General features: G+C 71.5%; 17 protein-coding genes. 5 read left to right on the top strand and 12 right to left on the bottom strand.

The features are described from left to right. The first annotated feature begins 138 nt into the window (after positions 1-138). Entirely contained in the window at positions 139-489 is a 351-nt protein-coding gene (locus QSK36_RS35570; RefSeq protein WP_240809470.1) for a DUF2516 family protein, read from the top strand. A gap of 7 nt (positions 490-496) precedes the next feature. On the opposite strand, the gene QSK36_RS35565 is transcribed toward QSK36_RS35570, so the two are convergent. Together QSK36_RS35565 and QSK36_RS35560 are read right to left on the bottom strand one after the other, a co-directional pair. Continuing rightward, entirely contained in the window at positions 497-1,468 is a 972-nt protein-coding gene (locus tag QSK36_RS35565) for a magnesium transporter CorA family protein (protein WP_183534090.1), read from the bottom strand. A 112-nt stretch (positions 1,469-1,580) separates the two neighbouring features. Then, positions 1,581-1,997 (bottom strand): VOC family protein, encoded by a 417-nt coding sequence (locus QSK36_RS35560; protein WP_183534088.1) that lies wholly within the window; start codon positions 1,995-1,997, stop codon positions 1,581-1,583. Positions 1,998-2,108: 111 nt separating this feature from the next. Here QSK36_RS35560 and QSK36_RS35555 point away from each other — a divergent pair, with 111 nt between their 5' ends. Next, positions 2,109-3,740 (top strand): DUF2207 domain-containing protein, encoded by a 1,632-nt coding sequence (locus QSK36_RS35555; RefSeq protein WP_285785427.1) that lies wholly within the window; start codon positions 2,109-2,111, stop codon positions 3,738-3,740. On the opposite strand, the gene QSK36_RS35550 is transcribed toward QSK36_RS35555, so the two are convergent. Continuing rightward, entirely contained in the window at positions 3,735-4,340 is a 606-nt protein-coding gene (locus QSK36_RS35550) for a CGNR zinc finger domain-containing protein (RefSeq protein ID WP_285785426.1), read from the bottom strand. The two genes, QSK36_RS35555 and QSK36_RS35550, sit on opposite strands and share 6 nt — an antisense overlap. 85 nt (positions 4,341-4,425) lie before the next feature. Between QSK36_RS35550 and QSK36_RS35545 the strand changes: the two genes are divergently transcribed. After that, positions 4,426-5,307 (top strand): alpha/beta fold hydrolase, encoded by an 882-nt coding sequence (locus QSK36_RS35545; RefSeq protein ID WP_285785425.1) that lies wholly within the window; start codon positions 4,426-4,428, stop codon positions 5,305-5,307. A gap of 11 nt (positions 5,308-5,318) precedes the next feature. On the opposite strand, the gene QSK36_RS35540 is transcribed toward QSK36_RS35545, so the two are convergent. Continuing rightward, on the bottom strand, positions 5,319-6,260 hold the full coding sequence (locus tag QSK36_RS35540) for an asparaginase (RefSeq protein WP_285785424.1): 942 nt from the start codon (positions 6,258-6,260) through the stop codon (positions 5,319-5,321). A 45-nt stretch (positions 6,261-6,305) separates the two neighbouring features. Between QSK36_RS35540 and dtd the strand changes: the two genes are divergently transcribed. Beyond that, positions 6,306-6,731: a D-aminoacyl-tRNA deacylase gene (dtd, locus tag QSK36_RS35535; RefSeq protein WP_079316195.1), complete on the top strand. Its 426-nt coding sequence runs from the start codon at positions 6,306-6,308 to the stop codon at positions 6,729-6,731. Between the two features lie 37 nt (positions 6,732-6,768). Next, entirely contained in the window at positions 6,769-7,287 is a 519-nt protein-coding gene (locus tag QSK36_RS35530) for a VanZ family protein (protein ID WP_285785423.1), read from the top strand. 7 nt (positions 7,288-7,294) lie between these two features. On the opposite strand, the gene ygfZ is transcribed toward QSK36_RS35530, so the two are convergent. The 8 genes from ygfZ to QSK36_RS35490 form a co-directional block, all read right to left on the bottom strand. Next, entirely contained in the window at positions 7,295-8,362 is a 1,068-nt protein-coding gene (gene ygfZ / locus QSK36_RS35525) for a CAF17-like 4Fe-4S cluster assembly/insertion protein YgfZ (RefSeq protein WP_285785422.1), read from the bottom strand. A gap of 84 nt (positions 8,363-8,446) precedes the next feature. Continuing rightward, entirely contained in the window at positions 8,447-10,021 is a 1,575-nt protein-coding gene (locus QSK36_RS35520) for a fused response regulator/phosphatase (protein ID WP_183534078.1), read from the bottom strand. Continuing rightward, positions 10,014-11,729, bottom strand: a complete 1,716-nt coding sequence (locus tag QSK36_RS35515) for an ATP-binding response regulator (RefSeq protein ID WP_285785421.1) — start codon at positions 11,727-11,729, stop codon at positions 10,014-10,016. The genes QSK36_RS35520 and QSK36_RS35515 overlap by 8 nt, the downstream gene beginning before the upstream one ends. Further along, positions 11,729-12,730: an ATP-binding protein gene (locus tag QSK36_RS35510; RefSeq protein WP_221263387.1), complete on the bottom strand. Its 1,002-nt coding sequence runs from the start codon at positions 12,728-12,730 to the stop codon at positions 11,729-11,731. The genes QSK36_RS35515 and QSK36_RS35510 overlap by 1 nt, the downstream gene beginning before the upstream one ends. 1 nt (position 12,731) lies before the next feature. After that, a complete protein-coding gene (locus QSK36_RS35505) occupies positions 12,732-13,133 on the bottom strand; it encodes an anti-sigma regulatory factor (RefSeq protein WP_139580694.1) in 402 nt (133 codons plus the stop codon). Continuing rightward, positions 13,130-13,495, bottom strand: coding sequence for an STAS domain-containing protein (locus tag QSK36_RS35500; protein ID WP_179155589.1), 366 nt, complete (start codon positions 13,493-13,495; stop codon positions 13,130-13,132). The genes QSK36_RS35505 and QSK36_RS35500 overlap by 4 nt, the downstream gene beginning before the upstream one ends. Continuing rightward, complete coding sequence (locus QSK36_RS35495) at positions 13,495-14,331, bottom strand: STAS domain-containing protein (RefSeq protein ID WP_285785420.1); 837 nt, start codon at positions 14,329-14,331, stop codon at positions 13,495-13,497. Before QSK36_RS35495 ends, QSK36_RS35500 begins: the two co-directional genes overlap by 1 nt. A gap of 83 nt (positions 14,332-14,414) precedes the next feature. After that, complete coding sequence (locus QSK36_RS35490) at positions 14,415-14,828, bottom strand: Fur family transcriptional regulator (protein ID WP_139580696.1); 414 nt, start codon at positions 14,826-14,828, stop codon at positions 14,415-14,417. Positions 14,829-15,129 lie beyond the last annotated feature (301 nt).

The following is a 15,129-nucleotide window of genomic DNA, read 5'->3' as shown; positions in this document are numbered from 1 at the left end:
CTCCGGGGGAGGCGGGCCGCCGCCGTTTCACGGACGTTCGCGGCTGCCGGTCGGGATGTTCACCGAGACCGGCCCTCGGCGCCCGCGCCACCTGTCGGCACCGCCCATTAGTCTGGGGGCGTCAGTGACTGTGACCGTGTGGGAGAGTCCATGTTCGGGCTGTACGGCATCCTCGACATCGTCTTTTGGCTGCTTTCCGTCGGGGCCTTCGTTTTGTCCGGCTGGGCGCTGGTGCACGCCCTGCGGATCCCCGCAGGCGCCTTCCCCGCGGCCGGCAAGCAGACCAAGCGGCTCTGGCTGATCATCCTCGGCCTGGCGACGCTGTTCACCTTCGCCGCCGCGATCAACTACCTGGGCATGGGCATGGGGCTGCCCAACATCTTCACGATCGCCGCCGTCATCGCGGCGGGCATCTACCTCGCCGACGTGAAGCCCGCGGTCAACGGTTACCGGGGTGGCGGCAACCAGGGGCCGTACGGGCCCTGGTGACCTGCCGTCAGAGCCAGTCGCGGGCTCGGAACACCCGGTAGAGCGCGGCCGAGGCGACGACGATCAGCACGATGGACGTCCAGAAGCCCGAAGAGTGCCCGAAGCCGGGGAACGGGATGTTCTGGCCGTAGAAGCCGGTGATCAGCGTGGGCACCGCGATGATCGCGGCCCAGCTCGTCACCCGCTTCATGATGAGGTTCATCCGGTTGCTCTGCATGGTCAGGTGCGTCTCGCGGATGTTGCTGACCAGGTCGCGCAGCGACTCCGTCCACTCCGTGGCCCGCAGCACCTGGTCGTACACGTCCTGGAAGTACGGCGTCATCTCACCGTCGTCACTCAGGCCGTTGCGGCGCAGGAGCGTGTTCACGGCCTCCCGCATGGGCATCACGATCCGGCGCAGCGTGACCAGGCTCTTGCGCAACTCGAACGTGCGCCGCTGGTCCTCAGGGCTGACCGGCCGGTCGCCGAACACCGTCCCCTCCAGGTCCTCGACCTGCTCGTCCATCGCCTCGACGGTCTCGAAGTGGCTGTCCACCACGTAGTCGAGCAGGCCGTGCAGCAGGAACGCGACGCCGTGCCGGGACAGGGCCGCCCCCTCGTCCCAGCGCCGGATCACCTCCTTGATGGAGAAGTCGTCCGACTGGCGCACGGTGACCAGCGCGTTCTTCGTGATGAAGGCGGCGGCGGGGGCGATCCGCACCTGGCCCGACTCGCTGTCGAAGGCCGCCGCGTAGACGCTGAGGAACATGTGGCTGTCGTAGACGTCGAGCTTGGGCCGCTGCCGGTGCTGCAGCGCGTCCTCCACCGCCAGGGCGTGCAGTCCCAGCTCCTCGCTGATGGCGTGGAGGTCCTCCTCGGTGGGGGCGCACATGTCGAACCACACCACCGCCGACGGGTCCTCGACGAGCTCGGAGACGTCGGCGACCGGAAAGCCCTCGGCCTCCAGGGTTCCGTTCCGGTACAACCGGGTGTGTCCCATGGACGGCAACCCTACCGATCCGGCGGACGCCGCCGAAGGGGGCGCCCTCCCGGGCCTACCCAGGAGGACGCCCCCGTCTCGCACGGCACCGGCCACCGGCGGCGCCGCCGCATCAGCCCTTGCCGAGCTGCTGGAAGCGGACCATGTTGCCCGCCGGGTCGCGGAAGGCGCAGTCGCGGACGCCGTACGGCTGGTCGATCGGCTCCTGCAGGACCTCGGCGCCGGACTCGCGGATCTTCTCGAAGGTGGCGTCGCAGTCCGGGGTGGCGAAGACGACGGCGCGGATCCTGCCCTTTCCGAGCAGGTCGGTCAGCGCCGCGAGGTCCTCCGGCGAGATACTCGGGTCGGCGTTGACGGTCTCGAGGACGATGTTGACGTCCGGCTGCGACGACGGGCCCATGGTCAGCCAGCGGGCGCCTCCGTACCCGACGTCGTTGCGCAGTTCGAGGCCGAGCACGTCCCGGTAGAAGGCGAGCGCCGCGTCGCCGTCGTCGACCGTGATGTAGCAGTAGTGAAGGGTGAGTTCCATGCCGATGACGCTACGGCCGGCGGTGTTCCCCGCGCTTCTCGATTCCTGACCGGTCCGGGGGCCCGCATCCGATCCCCGGTTGGAGCACCGGGACCGATAGAGTTGCGGCTCATGGTGGATCTCGCGCGCCGGCTCGGACTGGCGGCCCTGCTCGCCGTCCTCGCCGCCTCCCCCGCGCTCGCCGTCCTCGCCGCCTCCCCCGCGCACGCCGTCACCGCGGCTTCCGCGCCTCCGGCGAAGGACGAGGTGACGATGGAGCTCCGCGGGAACGGCGTGCTCCATGTGAAGGAGACGATCGCCCCCGCGGGCGAGACGGTCAGGCGCACGCCGCCCACCCGGACCCGCTTCGACGACGGCCACGACCGCGTCTACCGCATCTCCAACGTCAAGGGCGGCTCGTACGACGGGGAGACCCTGACGTTCAAGGGCACGGTGGAGTACGACGTGACGGGCGCCGTGACGCCCACGGCGTCGGGCGAGGAACTGCGGTGGTTCGCGGTGTCCGGCCCCGTGCAGGACGCGGTCGTCACCGTGACCGGCCCGGGCCGGGTGCAGAACCTGTCCTGCTTCGCCGGCGAGCTGAGCGCGGCCATCGCCTGCACCAGCGCCTCGACCGAGGAGACCGGCACCACCTCCACCTTCGAACAGCAGGGCCTCGGGGAGGGCCAGACGCTCACGGTCGTCGTCGGCTACCCGAAGGGCGCCACGGGGGCCCGGCCGATCCTGGAGCGCAGGTTCGAGCTGTCCACCGCGTTCACGCTGAACGCGGTGACCGGCGGCTCGCTGGCGGCGCTGCTGGTGCTGCTGCTGGGCGGCGTGGGGCTGCTCTACTGGACGCGGGGCCGCGACGCCCGCATGGTCGGCAGCGAGTCCGGCCCGGTCAGCGGCCACCGCGACGGGCACTTCAGCCCGCCGGACGGCGTGCGCCCGGGACAGATCGGCACGCTGTTCGACGAGCAGGCCGATGTGGTCGACGTGACCGCGACCATTGTGGACCTCGCCGTGCGCAACTTCCTGCGGATCGACGAGCGGCCGCGCCAGACCTACGACACCCCCGACTGGTGCCTGGTCAAACTGCCCGGCGCCCCGGTCGGCCAGCTGCTGCCGTACGAGCGCGCCGTCTACGACGCGATCTTCGACGGCCGCGACAGGGTGCTGCTGTCGGAGCTGCACGGGTCATTCGCCGCCCGCCTGGCCGGCGTGCGCGACGCGTTGTATCAGGACGTCGTGGCGCAGGGCTGGTTCGCCCGGCGGCCCGACTCCACCCGGTCGCGCTGGACGACCCTCGGTCTGGCCGTGGTCGCGCTCGGAGTGATCGCCACCGTCCTGCTCGCCTGGCTCACGACGTACGGCCTGCTGGGACTCGCCCTGATCATCGCCGGAGCCGCGCTGGCCTTCGGCGCCCAGTACATGCCGGCCAAGACGGCCAAGGGCGCCGCGGCCCTGGCGCACACGCTCGGGTTCCGGGAGTACCTCTCCGGGGCGAGCATCGACGACGTCCCCGCCGGCCAGCGCGTGGAGCTGTTCTCCCGCTACCTGCCGTACGCGGTGATCTTCGACAGCGTGGACCGGTGGGCGCGGGTGGTCAGCGCGTTCAACGGCAACGGGCGGCAGACCGACCACCTGTACTGGTATCAGGGCCCGGCCGAGTGGGACCTGTCCAGGTTCGCCGACTCGATGCGGACGTTCGTCATGTCCACCTCCGGAGCGATCTCCACCTCGCGCCAGTTCCGCTCCCTATGAGCCGGAGTCGGCGGCACGGTGACGCCGGTAGTGCCTGGCGACGCGAGCCCGGTTGCCGCACCGCTCCGCCGAACACCAGCGCCGGCGCGGATGGGCGGGCAGGAACAGCATCGCGCAGTCGTCCGCCGCGCACTCCCGCACGGTCGTGACCGCCGGGTCGGTCAGCAACTCGGCGGCCGCCTCGGCGAGCACCGCCGCCAGCCGGACGCCCGGCGGGCCGTCCCTGCGCGGCACGGCCGTCACGGCGGCGCCGTCCCAGGCCAGCGTGCGGACGGCGGGCGCCGCCCGCTGCGCCCGGTTGAGGCCGCGCAGCGCGCCCTCGTGCGGCCGCAGGCCCCGTCTCGCCTGATCGATCGCGGCCGCCGCGTGCTCACGCACCTCGTGCACCGCGTCCACTGCCGCGGCGAGGTCGTCGTCCGTCAACGGCACCTGCCCGCCCTCCGGCAGCACGCCGCCGAGCCGGTCGGCCTGCAGGCCCAGCCAGGTGCGCAGCCCCTCGGGGGTGGCGATCAGGTCGACCGGGCCGTCCGGCGTGTGCGGCCGGGTGTTGACCAGGTCGAGGGCGAGCGGCTCCCCGGTGAGGGGGACCAGATCAATCATGATGCTAATGCTATCTCCCTCAATTGACGCATTAGGCTGCCACCCGCTACAACTAATGCATCATCAGCACGAGGAGGCATTAGGAATGACGCTGCTCACCGTTCCGCGCACGCTCCACCGGCACGTCGAGATCGGGGACGTGCGGGTCTTCTACCGCGAGTCGGTGCCGGACGAGGGCGGCGACGACGCCCCCGTGATGCTGCTGCTGCACGGGTTCCCGTCCGCGTCACACCAGTTCCGCCGGCTCATCGACGTGCTCGGATCCCGCTATCGGCTGATCGCGCCCGACTACCCCGGCTTCGGGCACACCGAGGCGCCCGCGGGCTTCACCTACAGCTTCGACACCCTCGGCGACGTGATGGAGGGCTTCGTCGAACGGCTCGGGCTGACCCGGTTCGTCATGTACGTCTTCGACTTCGGCGCTCCCGTGGGATTCCGGCTGGCGACCCGGCACCCCGAGTGGATCGCCGGCCTCGTCGTGCAGAACGGCAACGCCTACGAGGAGGGCCTGTCGGACGGCGCCCGCGCCTTCATCGCGCTGCGCCCGGACGTCGAGGGCGACGAGGACAAGGTGCGGGCGCTGCTGACGCTGGAGATGACCCGCGGCCAGTACGAGGGCGGCACGGCCGATCCCCGGCTGGTGGCCCCTGACGGATGGACCCTCGACCAGCACTTCCTCGACCTGCCGGGGCGCAAGGAGGCCCAGGTGGCGCTGGCCTTCGACTACCACACCAACGTGGAGCGCTACCCGCTGTGGCAGGCCTGGCTGCGCGAGCACCGGCCGCCGACGCTGATCACGTGGGGCCGCGACGACATGTTCTTCCCCGAGCCCGGGGCCCACGCCTACCTTCGCGACCTGCCCGACGCCGAACTGCACGTCCTCGACACCGGTCACTTCGCGCTGGAGGAGCGGCTCCCCGAGATCGCTCCACTGATCGCCGCGTTCCTCGACCGCGTGTGGATGTGACCCTCAGCCGGTCAGGCGGGACGGACGCGGACCTCTCCGACCGGGACCCCGCCGCCGAACAGGGGGGCGGTGGCCAGCCCGGCCAGCTCCGGAGCGTCGATCCCGGCGGCGCGCAGGGCGGCGACCGTGACCGGCACACGGGCCCGGCCGCCGCCGTCCACGATCTTCACGGCGCCGGCCCGGCCCTCGGCGTCGGCGAAGGCGTCGAACGCCTCCGCACCCGACTTCACCAGCAGCCCGGGAACGGCCCGCATCAGCAGGTTCTCGGCCCGGGTCGTGCCGCTCGTCCACTCGGGGTAGGCGCGCATCGCGTCGGCGACGCGCCGCTCCGGCGTGCCGGCCGGGGCGAGTGTGAGGGCTCGGAAGGCGCGCGCCACCCCCGCCATCGAGACGAAGAACAGCGGCGCGCCGCAGCCGTCCACGCCGGTCGCCGCGACCCGCTCGCCGGTGAGCTCCTCCACCGTCGCGCGGATGGCCCGCTGCAGCGGGTGGCCGGGATGGCGGTAGTCGTCGACCGGCCAGCCGTTGACCGCGCAGGTCGCGAGCATCGCCGCGTGCTTGCCCGAGCAGTTCATCAGGATCCGGCGGGCGGCGCCGTGCTCCCGCAGAACCCGGCGCCGCGCCTCCTCGTCGAGGGGCAGGTCCTCCGGGCAACGCAGGTCGGTCTCGTCCAGCCCCGCGCCCGCGAGGATCTTCCGTACGCCGTCGATGTGGAAGGGCTCGCCGCTGTGGCTCGCGGCGGCGAGCGCGAGCAGTTCGTTCTCGAGCGGCAGGCCCGCCCGCACCATCGCGAGCGCCTGCAGGGGCTTCATGGCCGAACGCGGCGACGCCAGGCTCGAGGTGTCCCCGCAGACCATGACCGGGGCGCCGTCCGCCCCGATCACATGCACGCGTGCGCGGTGCACCGACTCGACGAACCCCGACCGGACGACCTCGACGACCATCTCCGACATAACGGGCAGTCTACGAAGACCCCGGACGTGGCAGAATTCGGGGCCATGCGTGCGGTCGTTCAGCGGGTCAGCTCCGCGTCCGTTGTGGTGGAGGGTCAGGTCGTCGGCGCCATCGACGAACCCGGCCTGCTCGTGCTCGTGGGCGTCACCCACACCGACGGTCGGGCCGAGGCGGCCAGGCTCGCCGCCAAGCTGTGGGGACTGCGCATCCTGCACGGCGAGAAGTCCTGCTCCGACATCGGCGCGCCGCTGCTGGTGATCAGCCAGTTCACGCTGTACGGCGACGCGCGCAGGGGCCGCAGGCCCACCTGGCAGGCCGCCGCGCCCGGCCCGGTGGCCGAGCCCCTCGTGGAGGCCGTGGTGGCCGAGCTCCGGGCGCTCGGCGCACGGGTGGAGACCGGCGTCTTCGGCGCCGACATGAAGGTCACCCTCACCAACGACGGCCCGATCACCCTCGTCCTGGACGTCTGACGGACACGCTCTCCCCTCGGCCTGCCATCATGATCGGATGCGGGAGGCGTGGAGCACGTGGGGGCACGTCGTCATCGCGACCGTCTGCGCCGTTCCCGTGGCCGCTCTCGCCGTCCTGCTCCTCACCCGCCGCCGCGCCCGCCGGGGACATCCCGCTCCCCTCCGTACCGCCGTCGCCGACGTCGTCATGGTGGCCGGGACCGCACCCTGGTTCTGGATGATCCTCACGCCGGGAACGGAGGAGGGCGTGCACGTCGTCCCCCTGGTGGACCTGGCGGGGCAGGTCGCGCGGTCGTCACCGGGAGCGGCGGTCGTGCAGATCGGCGGCAACCTCCTGGTCTTCGCCGCGCTCGGCGCGATGCTCCCGGTCCGCTCCGCGCGCTTCGCCTCGCTTGCGGCGGTGGCCGCCGTCGCGGCCACCGCCTCGCTCGGCGTGGAACTCCTCCAGTACGGCCTGCGGCTCGGGCGGGTGAGCTCCGTGGACGACGTGATCCTCAACGCGGCGGGCGCCGTGCTCGCGGCCCTGTGCACCCGCAGGTGGTGGGCTCGCCCTTAGCCATCTCCTAGCGGACGCGGCGGCGGAGGGCGGGATCGATCTTCACGTTGCGCCCGGCGTCCGGCGGCACCACGATCTCCTGGCTCGCCGCCACACCGCCGGCCAGCAGGTCGATGTCCACCGGCACCGTACGCTTCACGACCGCGAGGGCGATCGGGCCCAGCTCGTGGTGACGCGCCGACGAGCCCACGAAGCCGATCTGCCCGGGCTCGGCGGAGCCCTCCACGGCGGCCTCCGGATCGGCCTCGACCGGCGTGCCGACGCCGAGGGTCACCGGGGCGCCGTGCGGGGGCAGCTCGTCCACGCTGCCGTCGAGGTGCAGGAAGACCAGGCGGCGGGGTGGGTGGCCGAGGTTGTGCACCCGGGCGACGGTCTCCTGCCCCCGGTAGCACCCCTTGCTCAGGTGCACGGCCACGCCGATCCAGCCGATCTCGTGGGGGATCGTCTTGTGGTCGGTCTCGAACCCGAGCCTGGGCACGTGCGCGGCGATACGCAGCGCCTCGTAGGCCCACAGACCGGCGGGACGCAGGCCCAGCGCGTCAGGGAGGCCGTCCAGCCGCTCGCGCGGCACGAGCAGGTCGCCGCCGATCGCGACGGCTCCTTCCACGGTCACGCCGAGCGCGTGGGCGCTCTCGTCCGGAGAAGGCGGGGTGAGGGAGACCACCGCGTAGTCCGAGGTGACGTCGGCGACCTCGACACGCAGCATGAACCGCATCTTCTCCAGGAAGGCGACCAGCTCGGCCGAGGTGCCCGGCTCCACGTGGGCCCAGACGGCCTCGCCGTCGTCCACGAGCGTGAGGTGGTGCTCGACGCGGCCCTGCGGGTCGAGCAGCAGGGTCTGCGTGGGCGTGCCCGGCTGGAGCGTGTCGAGCTTCTGGGAGCTGAGGCTGTTGAGCCAGCTCAGCCGGTCGGGCCCGGTGATCCGCACGACCTCGCGGTTGCTCCGGTCGACCAGCGCCCGCCCGCCCGCCAGGGCACGCTGCTCGGCATAGGGATCGCCGTAGTGGGCCGCGACCGTCTCGTCCGGCGCCTGCGCGGCCACCGCGCCGGGTGTGTCAAGCAAAGGGCTCCGCATGCGCTCAAGGCTATTCGGTCCCGCACGGCCGGCGTGGCGGCGGCTGGCTCACCTGTGGACAACGCTCGGCCTGTGGACGACGCCTCAGAGCGGCACGCGACGGACGGCGACCAGCGCCACGTCGTCCTCGCGGGCGCCGAAGGTGGCGATCAGCCGGTCGCAGAAGCCCTCCAGGTCGTCGCTCACGTCCTCGACCTGCTGCCGGGCGATCTCCAGGCTCTCGTCGAGCAGTTTGTCGCGGTCCTCGATCAACCCGTCGGTGAACATCAGAACGGTGGAGTCCTCGGGCAGCCGGACCCGGTCCACCCGATAATCCTCGTGGGCCACTCCGAGCAGCAGGTTGCCGAACCGGTGATAGGCCGCCCCCTTCCCGGCCAGCAGCGGCGGGATGTGGCCGGCGTTGACGATCTCGCTCTCCCCCGTCGCGGGATCGATCAGCATCAGGCAGACGGTCGCCGTCATGCCGGGGTGGTAGCGCCGCAGGACGGCGTTGAGCAGGCTCATCGACCCGGCGGGATCGACGGTGTCGATCACCGACGCCCGCAGCGCGTTGCGCAGCTCCGCCATCACGGTGGCGGCGTGCAGCGAGTGGCCCTGCACGTCGCCGAGCGCGACCAGCACCCGATCACCGAGAGGCAGGACCTCGTAGAAGTCGCCGCCGACCTCCACGTTGTCCACCGCCGGCTGGTAACGCACGCTGATCTGCAGGCCGGGAATCCGGGGGATCTCGGCGGGCAGCAGGCTGCGCTGCAACGTGAGCGCGATCGTGTGCTCCTCCGCGTAGGCGCGGGCCGCGTCGACCGCCAGCGCCAGCGCCTGGCCGAGCTGCCGCAGCAGGCTCAGCTCCTCGCCGTCGAGCGGCGAGCCCGCCTCCACCCCGAGGAACACCGGCGGCCGGCCCGTCTTCGTACGGCACAGCACGCCGGACACGCGCGCGACGACGTCGCTGTCGGGGACGACGCGGGCCCAGGTCGGGTTGTCGATCTCGAATGTCTGCACTCCGGGCGACTCCCCGATGGAGATGACGCTCAGCCGCTCCAGGGTGTCGGGATGGACCAACCTCGCCGCCGCACGCTCCCCCGGCCGGGCGGAGAACCTGCGCACTCTCCCGTCCGGCGGGATCGCCAGCACCCGCGAGTAACGCTCCAGCAGGCGGGAGCAGCCCTCGGCGGCCACCGACAGGAGGCGTTCGAAGTCCTCCGCCTGGTTCATCTCCAGTGTGATCTCGGCCAGCTCGCTCAGCCTGGCCGCCATCCGCTCGGCACGCTGCCGCGCCCGGTAGTAGCGCAGGGTCGCCCGCACCGTCGCGGCGAACTCGTCGGGCTGGATCGGCTCCGACAGGTACGCGTCTGCTCCGCGTTCCAGCCCCTCCGCGCGGTCGGCCGGGGTGACGGCGTTTCCGGACACCTGGATCACCGGAATCGAGGCGGTCTCCGGATTCGCCTTGATCTTCTCGCACACCTCGATGCCGTCCACGTCGGGCATCCGCACGTCGAGGATGACGAGGTCGGGCTTGAGCACGCCGACGACGGCCAGCGCCTCCTCGCCGCCGCCGGCCTCCACGACCCGGTGGCCGCCACGGCGCAACCAGCTCGCCAGGATGTAGCGCTTGGTGGGGATGTCGTCGACTACCAGCACCGTCGCCGCGGCGTCAATCATGAGCCCCACCCCTGTCGCCCTCCACGCTCCCGGCACGTCGCCCGGCCTCGTCGCGTACGGCCTCCCGGATCGCCTCCAGAAGCTGGTCCCTGCGCAGTCCGTGCTTCGACAGCACCGGGTGAGACGCTCCCTGCTGCTCGGACACCACCGACACGACGACCGCGGGGACGCCGCACAGGACGTCGTCCTCGGCCATCTTGTGCAGCAGCGCCGTGCCGTCGAGGCGCGGCATGAGCAGGTCGACCAGGACCACCTCCGGGGGTTGCTCACGCATCAGGTTCAGGGCCTCGACACCGTCGGCCGCCTCGTCCACCCCGGCCGCGAAGCCGAAGAGCATCCGCCGGGCCACCGCACGGAAGCCCGCGTCGTCGTCGGCCACGAGCACCCGGCCCACCTCCGGGCTGGCCATGCTGTGCGGCACCCGCAGCGTCGCCGTGGTGCCCTCGCCCGGCCTGCTCGCCAGTTCCAGCGTGCCACCGAGCGCCTCCGCCAGCCTCCGGGCGTACGGCAGGCCGAGGCCGGTGCCCTTCGTCTTGAGCTGCAGCGACCCGGGCACCTGGAAGAACTCCTCGAAAACGCGCTCCAGGTGCTCAGGGGGAATGCCCACGCCGGTGTCGGCGACGGTGAAGACGACCTCGGCCATCGCGGGGTCCCCTACGGCCGTCAGCCGCACCTCCCCATACTCGGTGAACTTCAGCGCGTTCGACAGCAGGTTGCGCAGGATGGTGGTCAGCATGGTCTCGTCGACGAACATCTCGCCGATCTCGTCCGACACGTCGACCGACAGCGTGACCCCGTCGGCCCGGCCGGCGGGCTGGAGCGTCATGCGCAGCCCCTCGGCCAGGGCGACCACGTCCACCGTCGACGGGTGCGGGTCCAGCCGCCCGGACTCGGCCTTGGCCAGGTCGAGCAGCTCTCCCACGAGCGCCAGCAGGGTCTCCGCGGAGGTGCCGACGAGGGTGATCTGGTGCTGCTGCTCCTCGGTGAGCGGTTCCGCGCCGGAGCCGAGCAGCAGCCGGACCAGCCCGATGATCGAGTTCAGCGGCAGCCGCAGCTCGTGGCTCACGTTGGCCCAGAACCGCTGCCTGGCCTCGGCCGCCTGCCGGAGCTGGGACGACTTCTCGTCGAGCTCGGCGTAGAGCGCCACGACGCCGCGGTTGGTCTCCTCCAGCTCGGCCGACAGCTGGTTGTAGAGCGCCAGGACTCCCTGGTTGGTCTCGGCCAGCTCCGCGTTGAGCCGAAGCACCTCCTCCAGGGTGCCGGCCAGCTCCCTGTTCTGCTCACGCAGCACGTCCAGGGCCGCCGCGGGAGGCGAGAGACGGGCCAGCTCAGCGCGGATGCCGTCGAGCGGCCGCCGCCTGCCGTGCTCGGGCACCCGCTTCACCAGCGTGACGCGTCTGTCCTCTGCCGAGAGCGCGATCTCGTCGACCATGCGACCGGCCAGCTTCACACCCTCGCTCTCCCGCACGTCGGCGCCGTCGAGATAGTCCAGGGTGATGACCAGCCGGTCCCCACGCAGGTCGAAGACGACGGTGCTCCCGGCGCCCCGCGCCAGCGCCTCACGGCCGATCTCGCTGAGCGCCGTCGCCACCCGGATCTGGTCCTGGGATTCCAGCCCGACGAGTTCGGCGATCTGGCGGCCCAGCTGCCGTACGGCGAAGACGTCCTGGTCCCTGCTGATCTCCGCGCGGGTGAGCACCTCGCCCATCACTGCCCCTGTTTGACGGTCACGACGCAGGCGTCGTCCCTGCGGCTGCCCGCGTCGCGCAGCAGGGTCGCGCCCACCACGGCCGGGGAATGGGCGAACAGTCCGGGGAAGGAGACGGGGTCCCAGCGGTCGGTGAGACCGTCGGAGTGGAGCACCACCGTGGCGTGCGGCGGCAGCGCGTACTCGTACTGCCGGGGACGTCTGCCCTTGTGCCCGGCGATGCCGGGCAGCGAGATCATCCCCTGACGGCCTTCGGCGTGGGCGATCCAGCCCGAGATGTTGCCCAGCCCGGCGAACGTGACGCTCTCGCGGCCGACCCGCACCACCGCGACCGCCCCGCCCCGCGTGTGGCCCAGTCCCCGATGCAGGCGTTCGAGGGCGGCGGCCGGAAGGGCGTGCGGATCCTCCATGAAGATCCGTACGGCCTCGCGGGAGGCGTGCGCGGCGAGACCGCCGTGGCCGAGCCCATCGCAGAGCAGCACGCTGATCGCGTCGCCGTCGTCGGCGAAGGCGAAGGAGTCGCCGCACACGCTCTCCTCGCCGATGGGGCGGCGCAGCCCGCTCACCCGCAGCGGCGGGCCGGGCAGGCCGTCCGCGGTGAAGTGCAGGACCAGCACGGTGCCCCTGCCGGGCACCGAGTAGACGTCCCAGCCGGTGGCCATGCGGGCGATCGCGCCGAGACCGATGCCGAGCGTGCCCGAGGTGGAGTAGCCGTCCCGCAGGGCGCGGCCGAGGTCGGCGATTCCCGGGCCCTTGTCGACGGCCACGAGTTCGACCGCGCCAGGCCGCTCCACGTGGGGGCGCACGAGCACGCAGCCCTCCACCGCGTGCTTGACCAGATTCGAGACCGCCTCGGTCACCGCCACCGCGACCTGGCCGGTGCGGTTCTGGTCGAACCCGGCGGCCGTGGCCAGCGCGACCGCCGTCCTGCGCACCGCGCCGATCACACTCGGGTCGGCGGTGGACACCCAGACGTCCTCGTGCCGGTGCGTCATGGTCATGTCACCGGGCCCACTTGGTCACCGTCACGCGGGTGCCCTCGCCGGGAGCGGAGACGAGGTCGAACTCGTCCACGAGCCGCCGCGATCCGCTCAAACCGAGTCCCAGCCCCCCGGCGGTGCTCCAGCCCTCGGTCAGCGCCTGCTCGACGTCCGGGATGCCCGGCCCCTCGTCGCTGAAGACGAGCCGCAGGCCCGGCCGCCGCCCGCCCTCCAGCACCTCGATCAGCACCCGGCCTCCCCCGGCGTGCACGAGGGCGTTCCTGGCGAGTTCGCTGGCGGCGGTCACGATCTTCGTCTGGTCGACCAGGGAGAGCCCTATCTCGGCCGCGAGGCTTCTGACCTGCTGACGTACGACTACGACGTCACCGTTGGTGGCGATGGGCAGCTCCCGGGGCGCGCTCACCCCGCGGCGCCCCTGACGTGCTCCAGCATCGCGACGCCCTTCTCCAGATTGAGAGCCGTGCGCACGCCGCCGAGCGACAGCCCCAGCTCGACCAGTGTGATCGCCACCGCGGGACGCATGCCGACCACCACGGTCTCCGCGTCGAGCATGCGGGTCATCGCGGCGATCGTGGAGAACATGCGGCCGATGAACGAGTCGACGATCTCGACGGCCGTGATGTCGATGATCACCCCTCGCGCACCCGAGGAGACCACCATGTCTGCCAGGTCCTCCTGCAGGGCCAGCACGCTCTGGTCGTCCAGGTCGATCTGGATCGAGACGATCAGGATGTCGCCGAGCTTGAGAATCGGCACACGTTCCATCAGGCGCGCTCCGCCCTGACCGCGACCCGCGTCCGCGCGGCGCCCGTGATCTCCACGCCGCTCCGCCCGAGGGCGTACGCGAGAGCGTCGGCCAGCGAGGCCTTGGTGACGATGTCGCCGAACTCGATGCCCAGCGTGACGATCGTGTGCGCGATCTGCGGGCGGATGCCGGAGATGACGCACTCCGCACCCATCAGGCGGGCGGCGACGACGGTCTTGAGCAGGTGCTGGGCGACCTGCGTGTCGACGGCGGGCACACCGGTGATGTCGATGACCGCGTGCTCCGAGCCCGTGTCGACCAGGGTCTGGAGCAGCTTCTCCATGACGACCTGGGTGCGGGCCGAGTCGAGCGTGCCGACGAGCGGCACGGCGACGATGCCCTCCCACAGCTTCACCACCGGCGTCGACAACTCGAGCAGCTGCTCGGCCTGGTCGAAGATGATCTTCTCGCGAGCGGCGGTGTAGCTCTCGAAGGTGTACAGGCCGAGGTCGTCGACGAGCCGGGAGAACCATACGAACCCGCGCAACGCGTCCGGGCCGCCGTCGGTCTCGGCCACCTCGTACAACGCTTCCTTGAGCGAGAACACGAGCCGCGCGGTGTCGGAGGGCGTGTGCCCCTGCCGGACGCGGGCACGGGAGAGCTCGGCGAGCAGCCCGCGTACGTCGGCGAAGTCTCCGTCCTCGCTGCTGAGCGCGGTGCGCATCGCCTGGTAGAGGTCACGGAGTTCGTCGGGAGACGCTCCGGACAATTGGGTCCACCGCTGGAGCAGCCGCTCCTCGCTGGACAGGAAAAGCTCAACTATGCGCCGCCTGGCGGCCTCCGCGGGAACGGTCACCCTCATCTCCTGACGAATCGGCGTAGTGCGCCACTCGTCACGCTACCGGCCCCCGGGCATCGCCCCAAAACGCCCCACGATAGTCAAAGACGACATTTGCGGCAATGGCCGAAGACGGTGAGGTGGCGGACGTCGGTGGCGAAGCCCAATTCGGCGTCGAGGGCCGAGACGAGGCCGTCCACCATCTCCGGAGGCACCTCGGTGACCTCGCCGCATCCCCGGCAGACGAGGTGGACGTGGTCGGCCTCGGAGGCGAGGTGATAGGTGGGAGCGCCGTGGCCGAGATGGGTGTGGGTGACCAGCCCGAGCTCCTCCAGGAGCTCAAGGGTCCGGTAGACGGTCGAGATGTTGACGCCCCTGGCCGTCTGCTGCACGCGGGAGCAGATGTCCTCGGGCGTGGCGTGTCCCAGCTCGGTGACCGCTTCCAGCACGAGCTGGCGCTGGGGGGTGATCCGGTAGCCGCGGGCCCGCAGCTCCTCGTGCCAAGTCTCGGCCATGTCCCAGAGTGTAAGTCGTCCCCCGGGGGCGTCTCCCCGGCTGTCGCGGGAGAGGCTCGAAGTTCATCGCATTAATCGTTTGCCCGCGCGTGGGGCGCTCGCATAGCGTGAAGGCACGCAGAAGGGAGGTGGTCCGAATAATGGTTGATCATTCTTGGGCTAGCGAGGTGGCTGTCCGCTAGGACGCGTCCATCTGGACCTTCCGTCTGGATGTCGTACGACGTCCTGGCGAATCCTCGACAGACACCGGAACCCCGGGCAGCCGGCGGCCGCGGACAACCTCGTCCCGGCCATGGTCCAG

This window comes from Microbispora sp. NBRC 16548 (assembly GCF_030268985.1).
GTDB classification, from domain to species: domain Bacteria; phylum Actinomycetota; class Actinomycetes; order Streptosporangiales; family Streptosporangiaceae; genus Microbispora; species Microbispora catharanthi.
The sequence above is the reverse complement of the archived record's forward strand: the minus strand, read 5'-3'. Positions and strand labels throughout refer to the sequence as shown.

What these genes read in the sequence shown, in the direction of transcription:
- QSK36_RS35565 (WP_183534090.1), bottom strand. Translation starts at nt 1,468, where the DNA reads ATGGGACACACCCGGTTGTACCGGAACGGAACCCTGGAGGCCGAGGGC.
- QSK36_RS35560 (WP_183534088.1), bottom strand. Translation starts at nt 1,997, where the DNA reads ATGGAACTCACCCTTCACTACTGCTACATCACGGTCGACGACGGCGAC.
- QSK36_RS35555 (WP_285785427.1), top strand. Translation starts at nt 2,109, where the DNA reads ATGGTGGATCTCGCGCGCCGGCTCGGACTGGCGGCCCTGCTCGCCGTC.
- QSK36_RS35550 (WP_285785426.1), bottom strand. Translation starts at nt 4,340, where the DNA reads ATGATTGATCTGGTCCCCCTCACCGGGGAGCCGCTCGCCCTCGACCTG.
- QSK36_RS35545 (WP_285785425.1), top strand. Translation starts at nt 4,426, where the DNA reads ATGACGCTGCTCACCGTTCCGCGCACGCTCCACCGGCACGTCGAGATC.
- QSK36_RS35540 (WP_285785424.1), bottom strand. Translation starts at nt 6,260, where the DNA reads ATGTCGGAGATGGTCGTCGAGGTCGTCCGGTCGGGGTTCGTCGAGTCG.
- dtd (WP_079316195.1), top strand. Translation starts at nt 6,306, where the DNA reads ATGCGTGCGGTCGTTCAGCGGGTCAGCTCCGCGTCCGTTGTGGTGGAG.
- QSK36_RS35530 (WP_285785423.1), top strand. Translation starts at nt 6,769, where the DNA reads ATGCGGGAGGCGTGGAGCACGTGGGGGCACGTCGTCATCGCGACCGTC.
- ygfZ (WP_285785422.1), bottom strand. Translation starts at nt 8,362, where the DNA reads ATGCGGAGCCCTTTGCTTGACACACCCGGCGCGGTGGCCGCGCAGGCG.
- QSK36_RS35520 (WP_183534078.1), bottom strand. Translation starts at nt 10,021, where the DNA reads ATGATTGACGCCGCGGCGACGGTGCTGGTAGTCGACGACATCCCCACC.
- QSK36_RS35515 (WP_285785421.1), bottom strand. Translation starts at nt 11,729, where the DNA reads ATGGGCGAGGTGCTCACCCGCGCGGAGATCAGCAGGGACCAGGACGTC.
- QSK36_RS35510 (WP_221263387.1), bottom strand. Translation starts at nt 12,730, where the DNA reads ATGACCATGACGCACCGGCACGAGGACGTCTGGGTGTCCACCGCCGAC.
- QSK36_RS35500 (WP_179155589.1), bottom strand. Translation starts at nt 13,495, where the DNA reads ATGGAACGTGTGCCGATTCTCAAGCTCGGCGACATCCTGATCGTCTCG.
- QSK36_RS35490 (WP_139580696.1), bottom strand. Translation starts at nt 14,828, where the DNA reads ATGGCCGAGACTTGGCACGAGGAGCTGCGGGCCCGCGGCTACCGGATC.